Annotated in this window: 15 protein-coding genes and 2 pseudogenes; 9 read left to right on the forward strand and 8 right to left on the reverse strand. The window is 62.1% G+C overall.

From position 1 onward, the window contains the following. Positions 1-19: 19 nt before the first annotated feature. Positions 20-136 (forward strand): annotated as a pseudogene (gene ychF, locus HU729_RS06720) (redox-regulated ATPase YchF); the annotation flags it as partial. 58 nt (positions 137-194) lie between these two features. On the opposite strand, the gene HU729_RS06725 reads toward ychF, so the two are convergent. Both HU729_RS06725 and HU729_RS06730 read right to left on the reverse strand, forming a co-directional pair. Beyond that, complete coding sequence (locus tag HU729_RS06725; protein ID WP_186669536.1) at positions 195-2,297, reverse strand: EAL domain-containing protein; 2,103 nt, start codon at positions 2,295-2,297, stop codon at positions 195-197. Positions 2,298-2,408: 111 nt separating this feature from the next. Further along, complete coding sequence (locus HU729_RS06730) at positions 2,409-3,734, reverse strand: HDOD domain-containing protein (protein WP_186709261.1); 1,326 nt, start codon at positions 3,732-3,734, stop codon at positions 2,409-2,411. Between the two features lie 871 nt (positions 3,735-4,605). Between HU729_RS06730 and HU729_RS26040 the strand changes: the two are divergent. Together HU729_RS26040 and queD are read left to right on the forward strand one after the other, a co-directional pair. Then, positions 4,606-4,817: pseudogene (locus HU729_RS26040) on the forward strand (AlpA family transcriptional regulator). Positions 4,818-4,880: 63 nt separating this feature from the next. Next, the gene (queD, locus tag HU729_RS06740; protein ID WP_186669540.1) at positions 4,881-5,237 is read left to right on the forward strand and encodes a 6-carboxytetrahydropterin synthase QueD; all 357 of its coding nucleotides are present in this window, start codon (positions 4,881-4,883) and stop codon (positions 5,235-5,237) included. 54 nt (positions 5,238-5,291) lie between these two features. Here the strand turns inward: queD and HU729_RS06745 are convergent, their stop codons facing one another. Beyond that, complete coding sequence (locus HU729_RS06745) at positions 5,292-5,759, reverse strand: DUF1289 domain-containing protein (protein WP_186669542.1); 468 nt, start codon at positions 5,757-5,759, stop codon at positions 5,292-5,294. A gap of 408 nt (positions 5,760-6,167) precedes the next feature. Between HU729_RS06745 and acnB the strand changes: the two genes are divergently transcribed. After that, positions 6,168-8,777 carry a bifunctional aconitate hydratase 2/2-methylisocitrate dehydratase gene (gene acnB, locus HU729_RS06750; RefSeq protein WP_063544151.1) on the forward strand — a complete coding sequence of 870 codons (2,610 nt, stop codon included), beginning with the start codon at positions 6,168-6,170 and terminating at the stop codon, positions 8,775-8,777. A gap of 104 nt (positions 8,778-8,881) precedes the next feature. Here the strand turns inward: acnB and prpF are convergent, their stop codons facing one another. The 5 genes from prpF to HU729_RS06775 all read right to left on the reverse strand — a co-directional run bounded on the left by prpF (position 8,882) and on the right by HU729_RS06775 (position 15,861). Continuing rightward, positions 8,882-10,075, reverse strand: coding sequence for a 2-methylaconitate cis-trans isomerase PrpF (gene prpF / locus HU729_RS06755; protein ID WP_186669544.1), 1,194 nt, complete (start codon positions 10,073-10,075; stop codon positions 8,882-8,884). A gap of 145 nt (positions 10,076-10,220) precedes the next feature. Next, complete coding sequence (gene acnD, locus HU729_RS06760) at positions 10,221-12,809, reverse strand: Fe/S-dependent 2-methylisocitrate dehydratase AcnD (RefSeq protein ID WP_186709267.1); 2,589 nt, start codon at positions 12,807-12,809, stop codon at positions 10,221-10,223. 162 nt (positions 12,810-12,971) lie between these two features. Beyond that, positions 12,972-14,099, reverse strand: a complete 1,128-nt coding sequence (gene prpC / locus HU729_RS06765; RefSeq protein ID WP_186709263.1) for a 2-methylcitrate synthase — start codon at positions 14,097-14,099, stop codon at positions 12,972-12,974. Between the two features lie 158 nt (positions 14,100-14,257). After that, positions 14,258-15,148 carry a methylisocitrate lyase gene (prpB, locus tag HU729_RS06770; RefSeq protein ID WP_186669548.1) on the reverse strand — a complete coding sequence of 297 codons (891 nt, stop codon included), beginning with the start codon at positions 15,146-15,148 and terminating at the stop codon, positions 14,258-14,260. Next, positions 15,145-15,861: a GntR family transcriptional regulator gene (locus HU729_RS06775; protein WP_186669550.1), complete on the reverse strand. Its 717-nt coding sequence runs from the start codon at positions 15,859-15,861 to the stop codon at positions 15,145-15,147. The genes prpB and HU729_RS06775 overlap by 4 nt, the downstream gene beginning before the upstream one ends. Positions 15,862-16,137: 276 nt before the next feature. Here HU729_RS06775 and HU729_RS06780 point away from each other — a divergent pair, with 276 nt between their 5' ends. From HU729_RS06780 to HU729_RS06800, 5 genes are all read left to right on the forward strand, one after another. Further along, positions 16,138-16,674 carry an ATP-dependent zinc protease gene (locus HU729_RS06780; RefSeq protein ID WP_186669553.1) on the forward strand — a complete coding sequence of 179 codons (537 nt, stop codon included), beginning with the start codon at positions 16,138-16,140 and terminating at the stop codon, positions 16,672-16,674. Positions 16,675-16,679: 5 nt separating this feature from the next. Then, entirely contained in the window at positions 16,680-18,215 is a 1,536-nt protein-coding gene (locus HU729_RS06785; RefSeq protein WP_186669555.1) for an inactive transglutaminase family protein, read from the forward strand. Continuing rightward, complete coding sequence (locus HU729_RS06790; RefSeq protein WP_063544141.1) at positions 18,215-19,195, forward strand: alpha-L-glutamate ligase-like protein; 981 nt, start codon at positions 18,215-18,217, stop codon at positions 19,193-19,195. The genes HU729_RS06785 and HU729_RS06790 overlap by 1 nt, the downstream gene beginning before the upstream one ends. A 109-nt stretch (positions 19,196-19,304) precedes the next feature. Beyond that, positions 19,305-20,648, forward strand: a complete 1,344-nt coding sequence (gene pabB, locus HU729_RS06795; protein ID WP_186669559.1) for an aminodeoxychorismate synthase component I — start codon at positions 19,305-19,307, stop codon at positions 20,646-20,648. A 150-nt stretch (positions 20,649-20,798) separates the two neighbouring features. Next, positions 20,799-21,533, forward strand: a complete 735-nt coding sequence (locus HU729_RS06800; RefSeq protein WP_054895447.1) for a phosphoadenylyl-sulfate reductase — start codon at positions 20,799-20,801, stop codon at positions 21,531-21,533. The last annotated feature ends 65 nt before the right edge of the window (positions 21,534-21,598 follow it).

Here is a 21,598-nt window from a genome sequence, read left to right on the forward strand (position 1 = left end):
CCGGCGCTGCCCCCCATGGCACAAGTTCCTCGCCAACATTCGCGAGAACGACGCCATCGCCCACGTAGTGCGCTGCTTCGAAGACGAGAACATGATCCACGCCTCCAACAACGTCGATCCCAAGCACGACGCTCAGGAGCCTCCGCTGGCAACGCTTTACGCCGCCAAGCTCAGCGTATTCAGGACTGCCCTGATTAGCCTTTCGCCACTCCCGTCACCTGCTTCATGCGCTCGCTGGCCGGTGCCGGGCGCCCACAGAAGTACCCCTGCACATGCGAACACCCTTCGGCCACCAGCCTTTCCAGTTGCTCTGCAGACTCTACCCCCTCGGCAGTGATATTGATCATCAGGCTTCTGGCAAGCTCGGTGATCGCGCGGATGATCGACAGGGCCTCGGCACTTTCACACATATCGTTAACGAACGACTTGTCAATCTTGATCCGGTCGAACGGGAAAGCACGCAGGTAACCCAGCGACGAGTAGCCAGTGCCAAAATCGTCGAGGGCAATCCCTACCCCAAGGTCTTTCAGCTCGCGCAGAACCCGCGCATTTTCGTCAGTCTGGCCCAGCAGTACCGACTCGGTAATTTCCAGTTCCAGCCGCTGCGGGGCCAGCCCGGAGTCCGACAGTGCCAGAGCTACAGTGCGTATAAGCCCGGCATTCTTGAATTGCACAGGGGACAAGTTAACCGAGACACTCTCCTGCCCCTCCCAGGTAACAGCCTCCTGACAGGCAAGGTTCAAGGCCCGGGCACCAAGCTCGTGGATGAGCCCGGTCTCCTCGGCTACCGGAATGAAATCCATTGGCATGATCATGCCGCGGCTCGGGTGTTCCCAGCGCATCAGCGCCTCATAGCCAGAAATTGTGTTGCTCTGCAGATCCATGATCGGTTGGTAGTGCAACTGCAACTGCCCCTGGTGCAACGCCTTACGCAGGTCGGTTTCGACCAGGCGGCGCTTGTGCGCGGCGTCATAAAGTCCAACGTTGAAGCATTCATAGCGGTTACGGCCATTTCGTTTGGCTTCGTAGAGGGCCATGTCAGCGTAACTGAGCAGCTGCTCAGCGCTACCATGATCCTCAGGCGCGCAAGCAATACCAATGCTCATGCCGACAGAGAACTGATGACCTTCGATATGGAAAGGCGGCTCGATCACTTCGATCAGACGCTGTGCCGCAGCGCGGGCTGACTCTGAGGAATCCAGTTCCGCAAGGACCACCGCAAACTCATCTCCGCCCAGCCGGGCTAGCGTGTCCGCATCGCGCAGCTCATCGCGCAAGCGCTTGCCCAAGGCTCGCAGCAGCTTGTCGCCGAAGCCATGACCAAACGAGTCGTTGATATTCTTGAAGTTATCGAGGTCCAGGCACAGTATCGCTGTGAGCCTGCCGCTCCCTGCCCCCTGAGCGAGCGCCTTCTCGAGGCGCTCGTTGAACAATGTGCGGTTGGGCAGTCCAGTGAGCGCATCATGGTGAGCCATGTGGTGTATCTGCGCGTGCGCGGCAAGCTCGTCGGTTGCATCCTCGGCAATGAAAAGGACGTAGTCTGCCTGCTTGCCCATGTTCTGACTCAGGAGCGCGCGGCTTCTCAATGTGCGCCAACCGATGGCCGTCTGTACGCGGGTCTCGGCGGCGTAGCCCTTGACCGTGCAGGCCCCCCGCGTCAATTGCTCTTCTAGAAACTCAGCCGCGCCCGGCAATGCACACTCCTGTGGCAATCGCCCCACAAGTTGCGCATTTACCCCGCTGAAAAGCCGATCTGCATGCTTGTTGGCCAACAGCACACGTCGGCTAGCGAGGTCCTGGACGATGACGCAGGCGGGGATATTAGCGATCACAGAGTCGAGAAACTGCGAGAGGTTGCCCATTTCTTGACTGTACTGCTCGGCTAACTGCTTGGCCTGCAGCACTTCCAACTCACTACGATAGCGCTCGGAGATATCCCGGGTGATCTTCGCAAACCCCACCAGTACCCCATCATCGTCCCGTACTGCTTCGATCACGACATGTGCGCGCAGAAAGCTGCCATCTTTGCGTAAACGCCAGCAATTATCCTCGAATCTGCCAAAAAGACGGGCATGTTCAAGATTGGCTGCCGGCACGCCATCAGTGCGATCCGCCTCGGTGAAGAACATCGAATAATGCTTTCCGACCACCTCACTGGCTTCATAACCCTTTGCACGCTGCGCGCCGGGGTTCCAGTTAGCGACCACTCCGTTGGGCAAGAGCAAATAGATCGCGTAGTCCACCACACTTTGCACCAGCAGCCGATACATCACATCAGAACTAGCATCCATCAACATACAGTACCCCCAGCACAGCGAGAACATTTCCAAAAGCTGGCTTCATGATGGTGTGTGAAAAGGCTTTTAGAGGGCGCTCGCGCGCCCTCCCTGTGACCATCCATGACGAAGTCACGCCGTTCTGGCTTGTCGAACACGACTGTCCGCCCACGGCCCGCACATCGCTGCCGCCGGATGACTGGCTGGGCTTTCTTTGCGCGCGACGCCTGTGCGCTTCTGGATGGGTACTGCTGAAGGTTCTCGCAGCATGTCGAGCGTCGGCAGATCCACTTTGAGCAGGCGCGCAGCGGTACTGCCGGCGATCGCCGCGTTGCTCTGGGTGGGTGAAGCGTATGCGAGTTGGCCCGCCAGGTTCATCACCAGACAGTCGCGAGCGTATACGCCCCCCCACAAATGATAAATTGCAGCAACCAGCCCCCGCAGTCGAAAAGGCAGGCGCCAGAGAGCGCGCAAGGCCGAGCCGAATGGCGCGCCATAACGGTTTAGCGACACCTGCACCATGTCGTCGTCCAGTTCGCCACCCTGTGTGCGCCATTGCTGCAAGCTTCGAATCACCGCAAGATCACCCAAGCAATGCAGCAGACCTGCGTAATAGCAACGCGCTTGGTCTACGTTCAACATGCCCGCCAGGGTGTGGGCGAACTCGGCAACCTGCAGCGACAGGTTCAGAAAATGCTCAGCGTGCCGCGCCAACAGCGGATCGCTCAGGCGCGCGCTACGTTTCAGTTCCAGCCCCATGATCAGGCTCAGACTCTGGGCACTGCCCAGTTTGTTCAATGCCTGCGGCAAGGTCTGCACAGAGCCATCACAGTGTGCTTCCGCACTGTTGGCGGCGGCGATGAGCACTGCGGTTAGCTGCGGGTCCTGGCACAACTGCTGCTCGAGCCTGCCCAAGTCCAGCTCCTGGGCATCTGACGTATTGAGCACGAGCCTACTCACATCGGCAAACAGCGGACCACCATCGGTACTTGCGCGGCGCTGGTCCAGAAAGGCCGATAGGCTGACGCCGGGCTGCACCGCAGGTGTCGAGCAGCCAATCTGCCGGCCGACTTCAAGCAAAAGCCCCTCGAGGCGTATGCGCAAGCTGTCCAGGTTAAGGGGTTTACCCAGGTAAGCGGTGGGACTGTACGGCAGCGCTTCGCGCACGCTGGCAACATCAACATGCTCGCTCATGAGAATGAACGGCAACTGCGGTTTGTCACTATTACCGCGCACATTCCGCAGCAGATCCAGGCCGCTGATACCCGCCAGCTCTCGCCCTGCGATGATCACATCTGGATCCGTCGAAAATGCCGCAAGGGCTTGAGCGCCATCCTCACAAATCTCCAGATGAGCATCGCCGCGAATGCTAAGCAGCATTTGCCGCAGCATATCTCGCACCGAAGGATCGCCTTCTGCGATAAGAATTCGTGGAGCGAGGTCATCTTTAGCGTTCATTGGTAACTCTCAAGTGTCCGAGCACGTCATCCAGTAGTTCAAGACATCCATCAGAAAGTCGCGATGCCTGTTGTCCTGAGTGGAAACCTGCCCTGCACCGAGGGAAGCAGGACCATGCTTGTGCGGGGTAAGCGGCAAGGAAAGCGTGACTGACGCTTTACCTGGCTGGAGGCCTGAAAATGAGGAGCGCGCGGCAAAACTGAATGGCTAGTGGATAGCCTAAGCAAGATGGCCCTTAGGCAACATAAGAAGGATCTTAAACTCCAAAAAAACGAGAATTCCACGAGATAGCGCTGTCAATCACGCGAAGAAACGTTTAAGCATCGTAAGACAGCAGCTTTGCGCACCGGTTCTGCGACGGCGTCCAGATCATGCTTTGAGCCAAGAGCAGCAGCTGAAGAGCGTCGCGGGCTGCGCGACAAATGTGCCTGGATGCCAGGTATGAATCTGAACAGTATGGGTTTAAAGTTTCACGATGCAGGCTACCGCAAGCAGGTGGCGCCAAGATCCTGCCCCTGATGTACATGGTCTACCTGATCTGTTAGGCACCTAGGTGAGCCGATTCATTGCCGTGATGCACGGATGGCACGTTGAGAGTAAAGGCTTCGATGCCCCTGAGCTAACCGCCAGCGCTGCCCAGGGCGCGATGACGAAGCATGTCTGATATTCAGACCACGACCGAACCGGTGGTCAGGCAGCGCTACGCCTGCTGCGGATGCCGTGGGCATATCGACCCTGCGCAGCGCTACCAACTGGCGGCTGGCGGGTCGAAGCTGAGTACCAGGCATATGGAAAAGCCAAAAAGGCCCGGCTCATGGCTCGCACCGAAGAAGCTAGGTCCGGCACCATTTTTTGGCCTGAGGAGGCTCAAATGGCACACACAGAAGGAATTGACCGCCTGCTTCGCCTGCCGGACGTGCTCCGGATCACTGGCATGGGTCGCAACACGGTGTACACACGAATAAAGGAAGGCACCTTCCCAAAACAGGTTAAGATAGGGCCGAAATCCGTTGCTTGGCGCCAGTCTGAATCAACGAATGGATGGCCTCGCTGAACCCCAGCAGCGACCAATCAGTACACTGATCAGTACACCCAGACGCAAGATCAAGCTCAAGCCCTTACCCCACAAGCTTTACAGGTCCACTAGTGGAAATTTTCAAAGAGTTCACCTTCGAGTCCGCTCACCGCCTGCCCAACGTCCCCGAAGGACACAAATGCGGTCGCCTGCACGGCCATTCGTTCAAGGTCGCCCTGCACCTGACCGGCCCGCTCGACCCGCACACCGGCTGGATCCGTGACTTCGCCGAGGTCAAGGCGATCTTCAAGCCGATCTACGAACGGCTCGACCACAACTACCTGAACGACATTCCCGGCCTGGAAAACCCCACCAGCGAAGTCATCGCCAAGTGGATCTGGGAACAGGTCAAGCCGCTGCTGCCGGAGCTGTCGAAAGTGCGTATCCACGAGACCTGCACCAGCGGTTGCGAATACACCGGCGACTGAACCTGCCAGCGTCTGCCTGTGCGAGAGCAGCCTTGTGCTGCTCCCGCACAGGTGCTAACCGATGGCATCGCGTAGAAAGCTCGGGGCGATGTAGCGCTGGTAGTGCGCCTCCGACAACAGGAAGAACTCCCGGTCGATGGCATCGCGCAACTGCGGCAGCTCCCAATCGCGGAACTCCGGCAGCAGGGCCATGCCGTAGGCTTCCAGGTCACGGATCATACGGGCACCGCGGGCGATCAACTGGTAGGCCCAGCAGTATTCGGACTGGTGTGCAAGAAAGCGGATCGAGCGCTGTTCGAGCTGCTCGCGCAAACGGTCTTTGTCGAACACTTCAAGCTTGGCCATCATCACCTGCACCAGCAACTGCTCCAGGCGCAGCCAGACTGCACGCTTCTGCTCCTCGTCATAACCGTTCCAATTGATCACTTCATGGTGAAAGCGCTTGCAGCCACGGCAGACGGTGTCTCCGTAGACAGTTGAGCAAAGGCCGACGCAAGGGGTCTTGATGGACTGATTGGACATGGAAAAACAACGGCTTGGCGGTGGAACACGGCTTCATGTTAGCCCTTTGTCTAACCGGGGTCACTCGTTAAAGTCATCGTCGGCAACTTACCTTCCGTGCTTTTTTGCCGTAGAATCATCCCGCCTTTTCAAGGCAACAATGTCCGTTGGAAGCTGTTTTCAAAGCGTCACGAGCACAGTTCATCCGGTAGAACGGTGTTGGCCCAGGTCATGCCCCCTCGCATGACCCGCGCCAACCCCTCATCAACGCTCCGTTCTACAGGCGTAAAACTTTGAAAGCAGCTTCTGTAAGGATTCTCTGCGACCCTGGCTGGACGGCTCAAAAAGCCGTGATCCGCGCATGGGTGCAGGGAATGCTGGATGAGCGTCCCGGACTCCCTTTAGGGACCACTGATGAGGGTAATAACTGTGCTTGAAGCCTACCGCAAACACATCGAAGAGCGTGCCGCCCTGGGTATCGTGCCCCAGCCGCTGAACGCCGAACAAACTGCAGGCCTGGTCGAGCTGCTGAAAAACCCGCCGGCCGGCGAAGAAGCCTTCCTCGTAGACCTGATCACCAACCGCGTTCCGCCAGGAGTCGACGAAGCTGCCTACGTCAAGGCCGCGTTCCTCTCCGCTGTCGCCAAGGGCGAAGCCAAGTCGCCACTGATCGACCGCAAGCACGCCACTGAACTGCTGGGCACCATGCAGGGCGGCTACAACATCGAGACGCTGGTCGCGCTGCTGGACGACGCCGAACTGGGCGCCGTCGCGGGCGAACAGCTCAAGCACACCCTGCTGATGTTCGATGCCTTCCACGACGTGGCCGAAAAAGCCAAGGCCGGCAACGTACACGCCAAGGCCGTCCTGGAGTCCTGGGCTGCCGGCGAGTGGTTCACCTCGCGCCCAGCCATCGCCGACAAGTACACCCTGACCGTATTCAAGGTGCCAGGCGAAACCAACACCGATGACCTGTCCCCTGCCCCGGACGCCTGGTCGCGCCCTGACATCCCACTGCACGCCCTGGCCATGCTGAAGATGGCCCGCGACGGCATCGAGCCTTCGCAGCCAGGTTCGGTCGGCCCACTGGCCCAGATCGAAGCGGTCAAGGCCAAGGGCTTCCCGGTTGCCTACGTCGGTGACGTGGTCGGCACCGGCTCCTCGCGTAAATCCGCCACCAACTCGGTGCTGTGGTTCTTCGGCGACGACATCCCGTACGTGCCGAACAAGCGCGCCGGTGGTTTCTGCTTCGGCACCAAGATCGCCCCGATCTTCTACAACACCATGGAAGACGCCGGCGCCCTGCCGATCGAATTCGACTGCACCAACCTGGCCATGGGCGATGTCATCGACGTCTACCCGTTCAAAGGTGAAGTCAAGCGTCACGACAGCGGCGAGCTGGTCACCACCTTCGAACTGAAAACCGAAGTGCTGCTGGACGAAGTCCGCGCCGGCGGCCGTATCCCGCTGATCGTCGGCCGTGGCCTGACCGAAAAAGCCCGTGCCGAACTGGGCCTGGGTGCTTCGGACCTGTTCAAGAAACCAGAACAGCCTGCCGACACCGGCAAGGGCTTCACCCTGGCACAGAAGATGGTCGGTCGCGCTTGCGGCCTGCCGGAAGGCCAAGGCGTACGCCCGGGTGCCTACTGCGAACCGAAGATGACCACCGTCGGTTCCCAGGACACCACCGGCCCGATGACCCGTGACGAGCTGAAGGACCTGGCATGCCTGGGCTTCTCCGCCGACCTGGTCATGCAGTCGTTCTGCCACACCGCGGCCTACCCGAAACCGATCGACGTCAACACCCACCACACCCTGCCGGACTTCATCCGCACCCGTGGCGGCGTGTCCCTGCGTCCAGGCGACGGCATCATCCACAGCTGGCTGAACCGCATGCTGCTGCCTGACACCGTCGGCACCGGTGGCGACTCGCACACCCGCTTCCCGATCGGCATCTCGTTCCCGGCCGGTTCCGGCCTGGTCGCCTTCGCCGCTGCCACCGGCGTCATGCCGCTGGACATGCCGGAGTCGGTACTGGTGCGCTTCAAGGGCAAGCTGCAACCGGGCATCACCCTGCGTGACCTGGTCCACGCCATCCCTTACTACGCCATCCAGAAGGGCCTGCTGACCGTCGAGAAGAAAGGCAAGAAGAACGCCTTCTCCGGCCGCATCCTGGAAATCGAAGGCCTGGACGAGCTGACCGTCGAGCAGGCGTTCGAGCTGTCCGACGCCTCGGCCGAGCGTTCGGCTGCCGGTTGCACCATCAAGCTGCCGGAAAAGGCCATCGCCGAGTACCTGCAGTCGAACATCACCCTGCTGCGCTGGATGATCAGCGAAGGCTACGGCGACGCTCGCACCATGGAGCGCCGTGCACAAGCGATGGAAGCCTGGCTGGCTAACCCTGAGCTGCTGTCGGCCGACGCCGATGCCGAATACGCCGAGATCATCGAAATCGACCTGGCCGACGTCAAGGAGCCTGTACTCTGCGCGCCGAACGACCCGGACGACGCCCGCCTGCTGTCGCAGGTACAAGGCGAGAAGATCGACGAAGTGTTCATCGGTTCGTGCATGACCAACATCGGTCACTTCCGCGCTGCCGGCAAGCTGCTGGACAAGGTCAAGGGCGGTATCCCGACCCGTCTGTGGCTGGCGCCGCCAACCAAGATGGACGCCCACCAGCTGACCGAGGAAGGCTACTACGGCATCTACGGCAAGGCTGGCGCGCGCATGGAAATGCCAGGCTGCTCGCTGTGCATGGGTAACCAGGCACGTGTGCAGACCGGTTCGACCGTGGTCTCCACCTCGACCCGTAACTTCCCGAACCGTCTGGGCGATGCCACCAACGTCTACCTGGCGTCGGCGGAGCTGGCTGCAGTCGCATCGATCCTCGGCAAGCTGCCGACCGTCGAAGAGTACCTGCAGTACGCCAAGGATATCGACAGCATGGCTGCCGACGTCTACCGCTACCTGAGCTTCGACCAGATCGCCGAGTTCCGTGAAGCGGCGGCCAACGCCAAGATCCCGGTGGTTCAGGCGTAAGCCGAGCAGTCGGTTGTAAATGAAAAGCCCCGGTAGAAATACCGGGGCTTTTTCGTGGCTGGGCGATTGTGGAGTGAGTGGAGGCCCTATCGCCAAACCCAGGGTTAGAAGGCGTCGCCAGGCACCCTCACCCACCCTTCCATCAACACCCGCGCACTGCGGCTCATGATGGCCTTGGTCACCGTCCACTGTCCGTCTATCTGCTGCGCCTCGGCGCCCACCCGCAGGGTGCCGGACGGGTGACCGAAACGCACCGCACTGCGTTCGCCGCCACCTGCGGCAAGATTGACCAACGTACCCGGAATCGCTGCAGCCGTGCCGATAGCCACCGCCGCCGTCCCCATCATGGCGTGATGCAGCTTGCCCATCGACAGCGCCCGCACCACCAGGTCGATATCGCCAGCCGCCACGGCCTTGCCGCTGGAAGCGGTGTAAGACGTAGCGGGCGCGACGAAAGCGACCTTTGGCGTGTGCTGGCGGCCAGCGGCCTGATCGATGTGCTCGATCAGCCCCATGCGCACCGCACCATGGGCGCGAATGGTCTCGAAACGCGCCAGCGCGGCGGCATCGCCATTGATCGCATCCTGAAGCTCGGTACCGGTGTAACCGATGTCGGCGGCATTGACGAAGATGGTCGGGATGCCGGCATTGATCAGGGTCGCCTTGAACGTGCCGACACCCGGCACCTCGAGGTCGTCAACCAGGTTGCCGGTAGGGAACATCGCCCCACTGCCCTCGCCGTCTTCATCGGCTGCAGGGTCGAGGAACTCCAGTTGCACTTCCGCTGCCGGGAAGGTCACGCCATCGAGCTCGAAGTCGCCGGTTTCCTGCACCTCACCCTCGGTGATCGGCACGTGGGCAACGATGGTCTTGCCGATATTGGCCTGCCAGATGCGCACGGTCGCCATGCCGTTACGCGGAATGCGTGCCGGATCCACCAGGCCACTGGCGATGGCGAACGAACCGACGGCCGCCGACAGGTTGCCGCAGTTGCCGCTCCAGTCGACGAAGGCCTTGTCGATGGCGACCTGGCCGAACAGATAGTCGACATCGTGATCGGCCTTGATGCTTGGCGAAAGAATCACGGTCTTGCTGGTGCTGGAAGTCGCACCGCCCATACCGTCGATCTGCTTGCCATAGGGGTCGGGGCTGCCGATCACCCGCAACAGCAGGGCATCGCGCGCAGGGCCTGGCACCTGGGCGCGCTCGGGGAGGTCTTGCAGGCGGAAGAACACGCCCTTGCTGGTGCCACCACGGATGTAGGTGGCGGGGATTTTCACTTGCGCTACAGATGCCATGAGCACTCATCCTTCAAGGCCCCACACGTCCCCTATGGGAGCGGGCTTGCCCCGCGATGGCGTCAGAACAGACAGCGATATTGCTCCTGCTGACGCAATCGCGGGACAAGCCCGCTCCTACAGGGTGAAGGCGGGGTTCAGGTCATTAGGCCGTCGCTTCGAGGAAGTCCTGGGCAAAGCGCTGCAGCACCCCGCCCGCCTCGTAGATCGACACTTCTTCAGCGGTGTCCAGGCGGCAGGTCACCGGCACTTCGACACGCTCGCCATCGCGGCGGGTTACCACCAGCGTCAGGGTTGCGCGCGGCGTGCGCGCACCGACCACATCGTAGGTCTCGCTGCCGTCCAGGCCCAGGGTCACGCGCGTGGTGCCCGGCTGAAACTCCAGCGGCAACACGCCCATGCCGATCAGGTTGGTGCGGTGGATGCGCTCGAAGCCCTCGGCGACGATCGCCTCGACGCCCGCCAAACGCACGCCCTTGGCCGCCCAGTCCCGCGACGAGCCCTGCCCGTAGTCGGCACCGGCGACGATGATCAGCGGCTGCTTACGCGCCATGTAGGTCTCGATCGCTTCCCACATGCGCGTCACCTTGCCTTCCGGCTCGATGCGCGCCAGCGACCCCTGCTTCACGCTGCCGTCTTCCTTGCGCACCATTTCGTTGAACAGCTTGGGGTTGGCGAAGGTCGCCCGCTGCGCGGTGAGGTGGTCGCCGCGGTGGGTGGCGTAGGAGTTGAAGTCCTCCTCCGGCAGGCCCATCTTCGCCAGGTACTCGCCAGCAGCGCTGTCGAGCATGATGGCGTTCGACGGCGACAGGTGGTCGGTGGTGATGTTGTCCGGCAATACCGCCAGCGGACGCATGCCGCGCAGGGTGCGCTCACCGGCCAGGGCGCCTTCCCAGTAAGGGGGGCGACGGATGTAGGTGCTCATCGGGCGCCATTCGTACAGCGGCGCAACCTTCGGCCCCTTGTCTTCCTCGATGGTGAACATCGGGATATACACCTGGCGGAACTGCTCGGGCTTGACCGAGGCACGCACCACTGCGTCGATCTCTTCGTCGCTTGGCCAGATATCCTTCAGACGGATCTCCTTGCCGTCGACCACACCGAGCACATCCTTCTCGATATCGAAGCGGATGGTGCCGGCGATGGCGTAGGCCACCACCAGCGGCGGCGACGCCAGGAACGCCTGCTTCGCGTAGGGATGAATGCGCCCGTCGAAGTTACGGTTGCCCGAGAGCACTGCAGTGGCATAGAGATCACGGTCGATGATCTCCTGCTGGATCACCGGGTCCAGTGCGCCAGACATACCGTTGCAGGTGGTGCAGGCGAAGGCAACGATACCGAAGCCCAACTGCTCGAGCTCCTGCTCCAGGCCCGCCTCCTTCAGATACAGCTGCACAGCCTTGGAGCCCGGCGCCAGCGACGACTTGACCCAGGGCTTGCGCACCAGGCCGAGCCGGTTGGCGTTGCGCGCCAGCAGGCCGGCGGCGATGACGTTGCGCGGGTTGCTGGTGTTGGTGCAACTGGTGATGGCGGCGATGATCACTGCACCGTCAGGCATCTGTCCTGGCACTTCTTCCCAAGCCCCTGCAATGCCCTTTGCCGCCAGATCGCTGGTGGCCACGCGGGCGTGAGGGTTGGACGGGCCGGCCATGTTGCGCACTACACTCGACAGGTCGAAGGTCAGCGTGCGCTCGTACTCGGCCTTGGCCAGGCTGCCGGCCCAGAGGCCTGCGACCTTGGCGTAGGTCTCGACCAGTTGCACCTGCTGGTCGTCACGACCGGTCAGGCGCAGGTAGTCGATGGTCTGCTGGTCGATGGCGAACATCGCCGCGGTGGCGCCGTATTCAGGTGCCATGTTGGAAATGGTGGCGCGGTCGCCCAGGGTCAGCGCCCGGGCACCCTCGCCATGGAATTCGAGGTAGGCGCCAACCACTTTCTGCTTGCGCAGGAACTCGGTCAGGGCCAACACCAGGTCGGTGGCGGTGATGTTCGGTGCCAGTCGGCCGGTCAGCTCGACGCCAACGATTTCCGGCAGGCGCATCCACGAGGCGCGACCCAGCATGACGTTCTCGGCCTCAAGGCCACCCACGCCGATGGCGATCACGCCCAGGGCGTCCACATGCGGTGTGTGGCTGTCGGTGCCGACGCAGGTGTCCGGGTAGGCCACGCCGCGATCGCTGTGGATCACCGGCGACATCTTCTCCAGGTTGATCTGGTGCATGATGCCGTTGCCCGGCTGGATCACATCAACGTTCTTGAACGCCTGCTTGGTCCAGTTGATGAAGTGGAAACGGTCTTCGTTGCGTCGGTCTTCGATGGCGCGGTTCTTCTCGAATGCCTGCGGATCGAAGCCGCCGCACTCCACGGCCAGCGAGTGGTCGACGATCAATTGCACCGGCACCACCGGATTGACCTGGGCCGGATCGCCACCCTTGTCGGCGATGGCATCGCGCAGGCCAGCCAGGTCGACCAGGGCGGTCTGGCCGAGAATGTCGTGACACACCACGCGCGCCGGGAACCAGGGGAAGTCGAGGTCGCGCTTGCGTTCGATCAATTGCCCGAGCGAGGCGTCGAGGGTGGCCGGATCGCAGCGGCGCACAAGGTTTTCGGCGAGCACGCGGGAAGTATAGGGAAGCCCGTCGTAGGCGCCGGGCTTGATCGCCTCGACCGCCGCGCGGGTGTCGAAATAGTCCAGGGTGGTGCCTGGCAGGTTCTTGCGGTATGCGGTGTTCATCATGGAATCAGGCTCGTTCACAGGATTCGGAAGGTTTCACCGCCCCTGTGGGAGCGGGCTTGCCCGCGAATGCGTCAGCAGGTGCGAAGCGGTTGCCCGAACGGACGCATTCGCGGGCAAGCCCGCACCCACAGGGGAAACGGGTTGCCTCTCTATATCTATTCAGCGCTTGTCGATCGGCACGAACTGGCGCTGCTCGACGCCGGTGTACTCGGCGCTCGGGCGGATGATGCGGTTGTTGGCACGCTGTTCGAACACGTGCGCCGCCCAGCCGGTCAGGCGCGAGCAGACGAAGATCGGGGTGAACAGCTTGGTCGGGATGCCCATGAAGTGATACGCCGAGGCATGGTAGAAATCGGCGTTGGGGAACAAGCGCTTCTGCTCCCACATGGTCTTGTCGATGGCCTCGGACACCGGGTACAGCACCTTGTCGCCCACTTCGTCGGCCAACTGCTTCGACCAACCCTTGATCACCTCGTTGCGCGGGTCGGACTCTTTGTAGATGGCGTGGCCGAAGCCCATGATCTTGTCCTTGCGCTCAAGCATGCGCAGCAGTTCGGCAGCGGCCTCCTGCGGGCTCTGGAAGCGCTCGATCAGCTCCATCGCCGCCTCGTTGGCGCCGCCGTGCAGCGGCCCGCGCAGCGAGCCGATGGCTGCCGTGACGCAGGAGTACAGGTCCGACAGGGTCGAGGCACAGACCCGTGCGGTGAAGGTCGAGGCGTTGAATTCGTGCTCGGCGTAGAGGATCAGCGAGACGTTCATCACCTTCACGTGCAGGTCGCTGGGCTTCTTGCCATGCAGCAGGTGCAGGAAGTGGCCACCGAGGGTGTCCTCGTCACTGCTGCAGTCGATACGCACACCGTGGTGGGTGAAGCGGTACCAGTAGCACATCACCGCCGGGAACAGCGCCAGCAGGCGATCGGTCTTGTCGCGCTGGGCGTCGAAGGTCAGCTCCGGCTCCAGGGTACCGAGCACCGAGCAACCGGTGCGCATCACATCCATTGGATGGGCGTCGCGCGGAATACGCTCGAGCACTTCCTTGAGCGCTTGCGGCAGGTCGCGCAGGCCCTTGAGCTTGTGCTTGTAGTCGGCCAGCTCGGACTTGCTCGGCAGTTCACCATAGAGCAGCAGGTAGGCGACTTCCTCGAACTCGGCGCCAGCGGCCAGGTCGCGCACATCGTAGCCACGATAGGTCAGGCCGGCACCGGCCTGGCCGACGGTCGACAGCGCGGTCTGCCCGGCCACCTGGCCACGCAGGCCGGCACCACTGAGTACTTTTGCTTCGGCCATGGTGTTTCTCCTTTCTTGAATTTGTTATGAAGTCGTTCTGGCTAATCTGCAGCGATCGCATCGGCCCTATCGCGGGACAAGCCCGCTCCTACAGAGGACTGCGTGATCCTTGTGGGAGCGGGCTTGCCCCGCGATGGGGCCGACACCGCCGGCATGGCTTACCCTTTCTTCTGCGCAAACAGCGCATCGAGGCTCTGCTCGAACGCGTGATAACCAATGGCATCGTAGAGCTCCATGCGAGTCTGCATGGTGTCGATCACATTCTTTTGAGTACCGTCGCGGCGCAGGGCGGCGTAGACGTTCTCGGCAGCCTTGTTCATGGCGCGGAACGCCGACAGTGGATACAGCACCAGCGATACATCGACCGACGCCAGCTCGTCGGTGGTGTACAGCGGCGTGGCACCGAACTCGGTGATATTGGCCAGGATCGGCGCCTTCACCCGGTCGGCGAAGGTCTTGTACATCTGCAGCTCGGTGATGGCTTCGGGGAAGATCATGTCGGCGCCGGCCTCGACGCACGCCTGGGCACGGTCCAATGCCGCATTCAAGCCTTCCACCGCCAGGGCGTCGGTACGCGCCATGATCACGAAGCTGTCGTCAGTACGCGCATCCACTGCCGCCTTGATACGGTCGACCATCTCCTGCTGCGAGACGATCTCTTTGTTCGGCCGATGACCACAGCGCTTGGCACCGACCTGATCCTCGATGTGAATGGCCGCAGCGCCGAACTTGCTCATCGAGCGCACCGTGCGGGCGACGTTGAACGCCGAGGCACCAAAGCCGGTGTCGACATCCACCAGCAGCGGCAGATCGCACACATCGGTGATCCGGCGGACATCGGTCAGCACGTCGTCCAGCCCACTGATGCCCAGGTCCGGCAGGCCCAGGGAGCCGGCAGCGACACCGCCACCGGACAGGTAGATGGCCTTGAACCCGGCGCGCTTGGCCAGCAGCGCATGGTTGGCGTTGATGGCTCCGACTACCTGCAGCGGATGCTCGGCGGCTACGGCGTCGCGAAAACGCTGACCGGGGGTGCTCTTCACAGTCATGACTCACCTCGTGGGCTGTTGTTGTGGGCGTCCTGGTAGTGACGCTCGATATTGCGCTTGGACGCACCGATATGGCGGCGCATCAGGAGTTCGGCCAGCTCGCCGTCACGGTCGGCGATGGCATCGAGTATGCGGTGGTGTTCGGCGAAGGCCTGGCGCGGACGGTTGGGGGTGGCCGAGAACTGGATGCGATACATGCGCACCAACTGGTACAGCTCGCCGCAGAGCATCTTGACCAGGGTCTGGTTGCCGCTGCCCTGGATGATTCGATAGTGGAAGTCGAAATCGCCTTCCTGCTGGTAGTAGCCAAGCCCAGCCTGGAATGCCGCATCGCGCTCGTGGGTGTCGAGCACCTGGCGCAGTTCGTCGATCTGGGCCACTGTCATGCGCTCAGCGGCCAGCCTGCAGGCCATGCCTTCGAGCGATTCGCGGATTTCGTACAGCTCTATCAGCTCGGCATGGTTGAGCGATACCACCCGCGCACCGACATGCGGCACACGCACCAGCAGGCGCTGACCCTCGAGGCGATGAATGGCCTCGCGCAGCGGGCCGCGGCTGATGCCGTAGGTGCGGGCCAGCTCCGGCTCGGAAATCTTGCTGCCCGGGGCGATATCCCCCTTCACGATGGCCGCCTGGATGCGCCGAAAGACATTCTCTGAAAGCGTTTCGGACTCATCTGCAACCGGTGCGAGGGCCTGAGGGGCTTCAAGCATGATTGTCGACACCTTGCAAATTGATAGCGCCAAAACTAGCCAAATGAAGGCGCATAGTCAAAGACAAAAACAACATTGTCGACAATTGTCTAATAACGAACTTACCCCGCACTGTCGCGGTCTCATCGCAGCGCGCTGGCGTCAAGACGTCGGCGTGATAGAATGCCGCGCTTCCCAAGGATTACGGATAGTGTGCCTGTCATCATTTCATGCTGTTGACAGATGAACGAGGCGCTTGCGCCCTGCCCCGAACACAGACAGCACCGCGCCAGGACTATGAGACCCACGTTTTATTCACTGTTGTTCAGCCTCGCCTTGCTGCCGGCGCTTGGCCATGCGGCCGAAAAGACCGTGTACGGCCTGAACGAATACGCCCGCCTGGGCGATCTCGACCTTGAAGTGGCCGCCAAGCTCGACACCGGCGCCAAGACCGCCTCGCTCAGCGCACGCGACATCAAGCGCTTCAAGCGCGATGGCGAAAGCTGGGTGCGCTTCTACCTGGCCATCGACGCCGCCCACAAGCACCCCATCGAACGCCCACTGGCCCGCGTCAGCAAGATCAAGCGGCGTGCCGGTGACTACGACCCGGACGAAGGCAAGGCCTACACCGCCCGTCCGGTGATCGAACTGAACATCTGCATGGGCCAGGCCCTGCGCACCATCGAAGTCAACCTCACCGACCGCAGCGCCTTCCAGTTCCCGCTGCTGATTGGCTCCGAGGCACTCAAGCACTTCGACGCGCTGGTCGACCCCAGCCTCAAATACGCCGCCGGCAAACCTGCCTGTGCCACCGAAGCTCCCAAAGTAGAGTAATTCCGATGCGCTCTCTTACCCTGCACCTGAAAGTCCTGATCACCATCCTGGTGCTGCTGGGCGTGACGGTCACCTGCTACCAGATCTTCATCCTGGGCATCCCGGTGACCGAAGACGAGACCGACGATCTGTGGAACATCGACGCCAAGGTCGAGTTCGTCGCCAGTCCCAAGGACCCGGTGAAGATCCAGATGTTCGTGCCGCCGCTGAACCGCGACTACGTGAGCCTCAACGAGAGCTTCATCTCCAACAACTACGGGGTCAGCGTCAATCGCACCGACGGCAATCGCAAGGTCACCTGGTCGGCTCGCCGCGCCAGTGGCAACCAGACCCTTTACTACCGCCTGGTCCTGACCAAGCGCTACAGCACCGAGAAAGCCAAGATCAAGGGTCCGACCTTCCGTGACAGCCTGGCGGTCGAAGGCCCCGAAAAGATCGCCGCCGAAGCACTGATGGCACCGATTCGCCAACACTCTGCCGACGTCGAGACCTTCGTCAGCGAAACCATCAAGCGTGTCAACAACGCCAACGACGACAACGCCAAGCTGCTGCTGGCCGGCGACAACTCCCCCATGAAGAAAGCCCAGGTCATCGACCTGCTGCTGTCGATCGCCCACGTGCCGATGGAAAAGGTCCATACCATCCGCCTGGTTGCCGACACCCCGCAGAGCCCTGAGCTGTGGCTCCGCAGCTTCAACGGCAACGCCTGGCTGTACTTCAACCCGGAAACCGGCGAGCAAGGCCTGCCCAGTGACCGCCTGCTGTGGTGGACCGGCGATGAAAACCTGATCACCGTCGATGGTGGCAAGAAGGCCACCGTCACCTTCAGCATGAACAACAGCGAGATGAACGCCATCCGCCTGGCCAAGCTGACCGACGAGAACACCGATGCCGACTTCCTCGAATACTCCCTGTACGGCCTGCCGCTGCAAACCCAGCAGACCTTCATGATCATGGTGATGATCCCGATCGGCGTGCTGGTCATCCTCGTACTGCGCAACCTGATCGGCATTCAGACCCTCGGCACCTTCACCCCGGTGTTGATTGCCCTGGCCTTCCGCGAAACGCAGCTAGGCTTCGGCATCGTGCTGTTCACGGTGATCACCGCCCTGGGCCTTTCGCTGCGCTCCTATCTTGAACACCTGAAGCTGCAGATGCTGCCCCGCCTGTCGGTGGTGCTGACCTTCGTCGTGGTGCTGATCGCTGCGATCAGCCTGTTCAGCCACAAGCTGGGCCTGGAGCGCGGGCTGTCGGTGGCGCTGTTCCCGATGGTGATCCTGACCATGACCATCGAGCGCCTGTCGATCACCTGGGAAGAACGTGGCGGCGGCCATGCGATGAAAGTCGCCGTCGGCACCCTGTTCGCAGCCTCGCTGGCGCACCTGCTGATGACCGTGCCGGAAGCCGTGTACTTCGTCTTCACCTTCCCGGCCGTGCTGCTGATCCTGGTGGGCTTCATGCTGGCGATGGGTCGCTATCGCGGCTACCGCCTGACCGAGCTCGTTCGCTTCAAGGCATTCCTGAAGAAGGCTGACGCCTGATGTTCGGACTGATCAAGACGTGGAAAGCCCTGGAGGCCCGGGGCATCATGGGTATCAACCGGCGCAACGCGGACTATGTTCTGAAGTACAACAAACGCCACCTGTACCCGATCGTCGACGACAAGATCATCACCAAGGAGCGCGCACTGGCGGCCGGTATCCATGTGCCGGAGATGTACGGCATCATCGAAACCGAAAAAGAGATCGAAAAGCTCGACGAGATCATCGGCGGGCGTAGCGACTTCGTGATCAAGCCAGCGCAGGGCGCTGGCGGCGATGGCATCCTGGTAGTCGCCGACCGCTTCGAGGACCGTTATCGCACGGTCTCTGGCAAGATCATCAGCCATGAGGAAATCGAGCACCAGATCTCGAGCATTCTCACCGGGCTGTATTCGCTGGGTGGGCACCGCGACCGAGCCCTGATCGAGTACCGCGTCACCCCCGACCAGATTTTCAAGAGCATCAGCTACGAAGGCGTGCCTGACATCCGCATCATCGTGCTGATGGGCTACCCCGTGATGGCCATGCTGCGCCTGCCGACCCGCCAGTCCGGCGGCAAGGCCAACCTGCACCAGGGTGCGATCGGCGTCGGCGTGGACCTCGCCACTGGCGTCACCCTGCGCGGCACCTGGCTGAACCGGATCATCAGCAAACACCCGGACACCACCAACGCAGTGGACGGCGTGCAGCTGCCGAACTGGGACGGCTTCATGAAGCTGGCTGCCAGTTGCTACGAGCTGTGCGGGCTGGGCTACATCGGCGTGGACATGGTGCTGGACCAGGACAAGGGCCCGCTGATCCTGGAGCTCAACGCCCGCCCCGGCCTGAACATCCAGATCGCCAACGACTGCGGCCTGACCCAGCGCACCCACGCCATCGAGGCGCATATCGAGGCGCTGGCCAAGGACGGCATCAGCGAAGATGCCGAGACTCGCGTGCGGGTGGCACAGGGGCTGTTCGGCCACGTCGTCCAGCAATGACTCCAGCACAGGCCGTCCCTGCAGGGGCGGCCTGCTCCAACTGGTGCTAGGCACTTTTCCTACAGCGGCCTACAATCCCCCTCCTTGATTTTCATCGCCGTCCATTCCGATGCCGACCTGTACGCTGCACCCCCTGCCCTACCAGCCCGATCCTGCGCATTACTTCAGCCGCTTGCGCCTGGCCCCCGGCGCCATCCTGCTCGACAGCGCCCGTCCGGTCGCCGAGCGCGGGCGCTTCGACCTGTTCAGTGCCTGGCCGCTGCAACAACTGCAAGCACAGAACGGCGAAAGCGGCGAAAGCTATCTGCAGCGGTTGCGCGAGGCGCTGGCGGGACTTGGCGAGGCTACGCTGCCCGAGGGCAGCAAACTGCCGTTCGCCGGCGGACTGATCGGCTACCTGAGCTATGACTTCGGCCGGCGCCTGGAGCATCTACCGCACCTGGCGACAGACGACCTCGGCCTGCCCGATGCGCAACTGGGCCTGTACGCCTGGGCTGCCATCACCGACCACCAGCTGCGCACCAGCCAACTGGTGTTCCATCCCGCCTTGCCCAGCAGCGAACGCGAGCGCCTGATCCGCCTGTTCGAGGGCGATGACAGGTCACCCAACGGAACCTTCAAGCTGCTCGCGCCCATGCAGGGCGACCTTCGTGCCGAGCAGTACCACGCGGCCTTCGATCAGGTACAACGCTACATCCACGCCGGAGACTGCTACCAGATCAACCTCACGCAGCGCTTTCGCGCCCCCTGCCAGGGCGACCCGTGGCAGGCGTACCAAGCGCTGCGCAGCGCCTGCCCGACGCCCTTCTCCGGCTTCCAGCAGTTGAGCCCAGACAGCGCACTGCTGAGTTTTTCGCCAGAGCGCTTCATCCGAGTCAATCAGGGCGACGTCGAGACTCGCCCAATCAAAGGCACCCGCCCACGCTCGCCAGACCCGGAGCAAGACCTGCGCAACGCTCGCGAGTTGCAAGCCAGCACCAAGGATCGCTCGGAGAACCTGATGATCGTCGACCTGCTGCGCAACGACATCGGCCGTACCTGCGAGATCGGTTCGGTGAAGGTGCCGGAATTGTTCAGCCTGGAGAGCTACCCCAACGTCCACCACCTGGTCAGCAGCGTCACCGGACGCCTGGCCGTCGGCAAGGATGCATTGGACCTGATCGCCGGCAGTTTCCCCGGCGGCTCGATCACCGGGGCTCCGAAGATCCGCGCCATGCAGATCATCGATGAACTGGAGCCGACACGCCGGGCACTGTACTGCGGGTCGCTGCTATACGTTGACGTGCGCGGCGAGATGGACAGCTCGATCGCCATCCGCAGCCTGCTGATCAAGGATGGCCAGGTCAGTTGCTGGGGCGGTGGCGCCGTGGTGGCTGATTCGGCGTGGGAGGCCGAATACGAGGAGTCGATCGCCAAGGTGCGGGTGTTGATGGAGACCTTGCAGGGCCTATAGCCGATGATTCGCCTGTAGGAGCGGCGGTTCGGCGCCCCGACTTGCCCGCGAAGCAGGCACCCTCTATTCGAGCCCGTCTACCCCGCCATTTTTTGTTACCATCGCCCCATTACGAGCGCACAGCGCCATACACACGATGGAAACCGCCTGATGAGCCAACCCTTCGACGTCGCCGCCCTGGCCGCGACCTATGCCAGCAAGTCCCCGCAGGACATTCTCAAGCTCGCCTTCGAACACTTCGGCGACGACCTGTGGATCTCTTTCAGCGGTGCCGAGGACGTGGTGCTGGTAGACATGGCCTGGAAGCTGAACAAGCAAGTCAAGGTGTTCAGCCTCGACACCGGTCGCCTGCACCCGGAAACCTATCGCTTCATCGACCAGGTTCGCGAGCAGTACAACCTGCCAATCGAAATCCTCAGCCCGGATCGCGCCAAGCTCGATCCTTTCGTCAAGGAAAAGGGCCTGTTCAGCTTCTACAAGGATGGCCATGGCGAATGCTGTGGCATCCGCAAGATCGAGCCGCTGCGTCGCAAGCTGGCCACCGTCAGCGCCTGGGCCACCGGCCAGCGCCGCGATCAGAGCCCTGGCACCCGCAGCCAGGTCGCGGCACTGGAGATCGATTCGGCGTTCTCCACGCCCGAACGCACCCTGTACAAGTTCAACCCCCTGGCGCAGATGAGCAGCGCGGAAGTCTGGGGTTATATCCGCATGCTCGAGCTGCCGTACAACAGCCTGCACGAACGCGGCTTCATCAGCATCGGCTGCGAACCCTGCACCCGCCCGGTGCTGCCGAACCAGCACGAGCGTGAAGGACGCTGGTGGTGGGAAGAGTCGACTCAAAAGGAATGCGGGCTGCACGCCGGCAACCTGATCAGCAAGGCCTGAAAACAAACGGGGCAAGCCCGCACCTACACAAAACCTGTAGGAGCGGGCTTGCCCCGCGATGGGCC

This window comes from Pseudomonas sp. RW10S2 (assembly GCF_014268985.1).
Classification (GTDB): Bacteria; Pseudomonadota; Gammaproteobacteria; order Pseudomonadales; family Pseudomonadaceae; genus Aquipseudomonas; species Aquipseudomonas wayambapalatensis.